The sequence below is a fragment of the Ruegeria sp. AH12 genome (genome assembly GCF_056541465.1).
On the sequence record NZ_JBQFYL010000199.1, the window covers coordinates 1 to 577 of the forward strand.

1 protein-coding gene is annotated in these 577 nt (G+C 55.3%); it reads left to right on the forward strand.

All coding sequences use genetic code 11. The annotated features are described in order from the left end of the window. Positions 1 to 577: adenylate/guanylate cyclase domain-containing protein (locus ACR0EL_RS22610; protein WP_480502372.1), on the forward strand; the 577-nt coding region annotated here is incomplete at both ends.

The window sequence follows — 577 nt, forward strand, 5'->3', positions numbered from 1 at the left end:
CCGAGGCTTTGTCAGGCTACCCGGATGTGGCCGAGTTCATGGATCCCAACAGTTTCATGCCAACCCTACGTATCCAGCAGGTGATCGTTTTTGTCATGGTCGCAGTGACGCTTGGGGTGTCGATGCGCCGCCTCAATCGCTTGCTGATGTCCAATGCTGGGCTTGAACGTGAACGTGCTAATCTGTCTCGATACTTTTCGCCGAATGTGGTGGATGAGCTGAGCCAGAACGACGAACCTCTGAAGCAGGTCCGCAAAGAGGATATCGCGGTTCTATTTATCGACATCGTTGGCTTCACCAAGTTCTCGGCTGGCCGTGATCCATATGAGGTTATTGAAGTTTTGCGTGGTTTCCACGCCCGAATGGAGACCGAGGTGTTTCGCCATCACGGAACACTCGACAAATACTTGGGCGATGGGCTGATGGCCACGTTTGGAACCCCCGTACCTGGAGAGCTGGATGCAAGCAATGCGCTGGCATGCGCGCGGTCCATGGTCGAGATGATCGACCGTTGGAATTTGGAGCGCAAGCGCGCGGGTGAGCCAGAGATTCGGATCGGGGTCGGGGTTCATTATGG